This is a genomic window from Streptomyces spiroverticillatus, assembly GCA_014650415.1.
Taxonomy (GTDB): domain Bacteria; phylum Actinomycetota; class Actinomycetes; order Streptomycetales; family Streptomycetaceae; genus Streptomyces; species Streptomyces spiroverticillatus.
The window spans coordinates 1-4,499 of the sequence record BMUX01000050.1 but is presented as its reverse complement, the minus strand read 5'-3'; the positions used below and the strand labels follow the sequence as shown (position 1 = coordinate 4,499).

At 72.7% G+C, this 4,499-nt stretch carries 2 protein-coding genes; both read right to left on the bottom strand.

Translation table 11 applies throughout. The features are described from left to right. Positions 1 to 188 (bottom strand): polyketide synthase docking domain-containing protein (locus IE269_RS43955; protein ID WP_474200946.1); only part of this gene is annotated, 188 nt, incomplete at its 3' end. Beyond that, positions 154 to 4,398: a type I polyketide synthase gene (locus IE269_RS42545; RefSeq protein ID WP_438817680.1), complete on the bottom strand. Its 4,245-nt coding sequence runs from the start codon at positions 4,396 to 4,398 to the stop codon at positions 154 to 156. The genes IE269_RS43955 and IE269_RS42545, both read right to left, overlap by 35 nt. Between the last annotated feature and the right edge of the window lie 101 nt (positions 4,399 to 4,499).

The window sequence follows — 4,499 nt, the reverse complement described above, 5'->3', positions numbered from 1 at the left end:
ACCCCACCCACCAACAAACCCCACAAACCCTCCGGAGACACCACACCCCCCGGAAAACGACACCCCATACCCACCACAGCAATGGGCTCATGGGTGCGTTCTTCGATTTCCTGGAGACGCTGCTCGGCCCGGTGGAGTTCGACCGTCACGCGCTTAAGGTATTCGGCGAGCTTCGTTGCGTCCGTCATGGCTTTCCCCCTGGTCGTCCGAGGCCGGCCGACGCTGTCGGCCGAGTCGGTTGTCGATGAGTTCGAAGATTTCGTCGGGCGTCGCCGACAGAATTTCCTCCGTGAGGTCCCCGCCGGGCTTCTCCAATTTCCGCAGCAGGGCACGAAGCCGTTCGGTGATCGATTCGCGCAGGCTCTCGTCGTCCGGATCGAACGAACGGAGCACCGCCTCCAGCGCATCGAGTCGGGTCAGCGGAGAGGAGTCCTCCACGGGTTCCGCTTCCGCGACGAGCAGTTCGCGCACATGTGCCGCGAGCAGGGCGGCGGTCGGGTGGTTGAAGACCACGGTGGTGGGCAGCCGGAGGCCGGTCGCCCCGTTGAGCCGGTTGCGCAGTTCCACGGCTGTGAGTGAGTCGAAGCCCAACTCCTTGAAGGCGCGCCCCTCTTCGAGGGCCGCCCGGTCGGCGCCGATGACGGCGGATGCGTGGCCGGTGACCAGGTCGAGCAGCAGTGCCTGCCGTTCCGCCGCCGACAGGGCCGACAGACGTTCCTTCCACGGGGCCGGTCCCGACGCGGCCGCGGCCGCCCGTCGTCGTGCCGGGTGGCGCACCAGGCCGCGCAGCACGGCGGGCAGTTGCTCGCCCCGTACGAGATCGTCCAGCGAGCGGGTGACGATCCTGGCGGGCACGACGGCCGGCAGCCCGCCGGCCAGGGCCGCGTCGAAGAGGGCGAGCGCGTCGCCGGTGGGCAGGGCGCTGACGCCTGTGCGCGCCATGCGCGCCACGTCCGCCGGTGACAAGTGGCTGGTCATCCCGCTCGCCTCGGCCCAGTAGCCCCACGCCAGGCTGGTCGCCGGCAGGCCGTGCGCGTGCCGGTGCGCGGCGAGTGCGTCCAGGAAGGCGTTGGCGGCAGCGTAATTGGCCTGCCCCGGTGTGCCGATGATCCCGGTCACGGACGAGAACAGGACGAACGCCGCCAGCTCCGTGCCCGCGAGCTGTTGGTGCAGGTTCCACGCGGCGTCGGCCTTGGGACGGAGCACCCGGTGGACCGCGTCCGTGGTGAGCGCGTGCACGGTGGCGTCCTCCAGGACCCCGGCGGCGTGCACGACCGCGGTGAGCGGGTGGCCGGGTGCCACGGAGGCCAGGACCGCACGCAGGGCTTCGGGGTCGGCGACGTCGCAGGCGGTCACCGTCACTTCGGCGCCCGCGTCCGTGAGTTCGGCGCGGATCGCCTCGGCGCCTTCGGCGTCCGGCCCCCGGCGGCTGGTGAGGAGCAGGTGCCGCACACCGTGTGCGGTCACCAGGTGGCGGGCCACGATACGGCCGAGGGTCCCCGTGCCGCCGGTGACGAGCACCGTGCCCTCGGGGTCGAGGGAGCGAACGGGTTCGTGGGCGGTGGGGGTCTCCCGGGCCAGCCGGGGGACGTACAACCGTCCGGCGCGCAGCGCGAGTTGGGGCTCGTCGGTGGCCAGCGCGCCGGGCAGCGCGGACACCGATTCCGGTGTGTCGTCGAGGTCGACGAGCGTGATCCGGCCGGGATGTTCGGCCTGGGCGCTGCGGACCAGCCCCCAGACGGCCGCGCCCGCGAGTCCTGCCGCGTCGTCTCCGCTGCGTACGGCCATGGAGTCCCGCGTGAGCACGACGAGCCGTGCCTCGCCGGCGAGCCGGTCACGCAGCAGTTCGAGCGCGGCCACCGAGGCCCGGTGGGCGTCGTCGGCGGGGCTGTCGGCCCCTGCCGCCATCTCTCGTGCGGGGCCTGAGGGGGAAGGGGTGCGGCAGCCCGCCGGGGCCGCCAGTACGACCCGGGAGGCGGCGGCGGTCTCGTCGGCGTGCGCCCGCACCGTCACTCCGGCGCCGGCGAGTCCGGCCCCGAGGAACGCCTCGGTCTCACCGAGGAGGCTCCACGTCCCGCCGGAACCGCTTGCCGGGAAGGGCACTTCGGACCAGTCCAGGCGGAAGAGGCTCCCCGTGCCTCGCGGCGCGGGCTGCCGGGCGGCGTCGTCGGCGGCCTCCGTCAACGCGACGGCGTCCGCGGTCGCGACGGGGTTGCCGTCCGGGTCGGCCAGGGTCAGTGCGTACCGGTCCGCTTCGAGTTCGGTGAGCCGGACCCGTACCGTGGTGGCCCCTGTGGCGTGCAGACGCAGGCCGGTCCAGGAGGAGATCTCCGTCCGACGCGGGGCGGGGTCGTCGTCCTGGTGCAGGGCGGCGGCGAGAGTGCGGGTCACCGTGTCCAGCAGTTCGGGGTGGATGCCGAAGCCGTCGGCACCGGTGCGCGGGTCGTCCGCGAGCACCACCTCTGCGTACGTCTCGTTGCCGTGCCGCCACAGCGCCCGTACGCCGCACCGCGCCTCCCCTTCGTCGGCGCCCTCGTCCTCGCGGCCGGGGGGCAGCCCGGTGAGGTCGACGTGCACCGCGCCGGGCGGGGGCCAGGGGCCGTCGAGCGCCGGGGCGCCCGCACCCGTGTCCTCGGGTTCCTGCGGCAGGACGACGGCCCGGGCGTGCTGTGTCCAGACTCCGTCCTCGTCCTCCGGCCGGGTGTGCACCACGACTTCGCGCCGTCCCTCGGCGTCGGCCGCCCGCACGGTGACCTGGAGTCGGCAGGCCCCTTCGGAGGGGGGCACGAGAGGTGCGAGCACGGTGAGTTCGTCCACCCGGGGGCAGTCCGTCTGATCGCCCGTGTACAGGACGAGTTCCGCGAGCACCGCGCCGGACAGCGGACCCCACGGCCGCAAGTGCGTGTCCGGGGCGAGCCGCCCGGTGAACACCAGCCCCTGGCTGTCGGCCATCGGGACGGCCGCGCCCAGCAGGGCATGCTCCGCGGGCAGCAGGCCGACCGAGCCCACGTCCGCCGCGCGCGACGAGCTCTCCAGCCAGTACCTCTCCCGCTGGAAGGCGTACGTGGGCAGGTCGACGGTACGGCGCGCGGATTCGGCGGTGAGCGCGGCCCAGTCGGCACGTCGGCCGTGGGTGTGGACCTGGGCGACGGAGGTGAGGAAGCGGCGCCATCCCCCGTCGTCCCGGCGCAGGGTGCCCGTGACGTGGGCGTCCGCGGCGGGTCCTTCCGTACTGCTCACCGTGTCCTGGACCGCCATGGTGAGTACCGGGTGGGGGCTGATCTCGACGAACGTGCGGTGTCCATCCCGCAGAAGCGTCCGGGTCGTGCGCTCGAACTGCACGGTCCGGCGCAGATTGCGGAACCAGTACGCGGCGTCGAGGGTCGTGGTGTCGAGCGGTTCGCCGGTCACCGTCGAGTAGAACGGAATGCCCGAGCTGCTCGGTGCGAGTCCGGCCAGCAAGTCCCGTAACTCGTCGTGGAGCTCGTCCACGTGCGGGGAGTGCGAGGCGTAGTCGACGGCGACCCGCCTGGCGTCCACCCCGTCTGCCGCACAGGCGGCGAGCAGGTCCTCCAGGGCCTCGACGTCGGCGGAAACAGTGGTCGACGAGGGGCCGTTGACCGTGGCGATGTGCACCCGTCCCCGGAAGCGGGCGAGCAGCGGCTCCACCTCGTGGACGGGCAGCGGGAGGGACACCATGCCGCCGTTGCCGGCGAGCGCGACGATGGCCCGCGAACGGAGAGCCACCACGCGTGCCGCATCGTCCAGGCTGAGGGCACCGGCGACGTGGGCCGCCGCGATCTCGCCCTGGGAGTGGCCGACGACGGCGTCCGGCACGATGCCGACGGAGCGCCAGAGTTCCGCCAGCGACACCATCACCGCGAACAGGGTGGGCTGCACCACGTCGACCCGGTCCAGCCCCGGTGCGTTCGGTGCGCCGCGCACGACGTCGAGGAGTGACCAGTCCGTGTGCGGTGCGAGGGCGGCCGCGCAGGCGGCCATGCGGTCCGCGAACACGTCGGAGGAGTCGAGCAGTTCGCGGGCCATGCCGACCCACTGCGATCCCTGGCCGGGGAACACGAAGACGGTGCCGCCCTCTTCGTCCGCGCGGCCCACCACCACGTTGGCCACCGGCTCTCCGGCGGCGAGTGCTTCGAGTCCGGTGAGGAGCTCGGCCCGGTCCTCCCCCACCACGACCGCCCGGTGGTCGAACAGCGACCGCGTCGACACCAGCGACCACCCCACCTCGGCCGGTGACGCTTCGGGGTGCTCTTCCAGGAACACCCGTAACTGCTTCGCCTGTGCCCGTAACGCCGCCCCGGATGCCGCAGAAACACACCACCCCACCAGCCCTGAATTCCGGCCCGAATTCACGACGGAAATCACCTCACGCCGCATATCCAAATCCGCGACAGGCTCCGGTGCCTCCTCCACAATCACATGCGCATTCGTCCCACTGATCCCGAACGCCGACACCCCCGCACGCCGACGCCCACCCA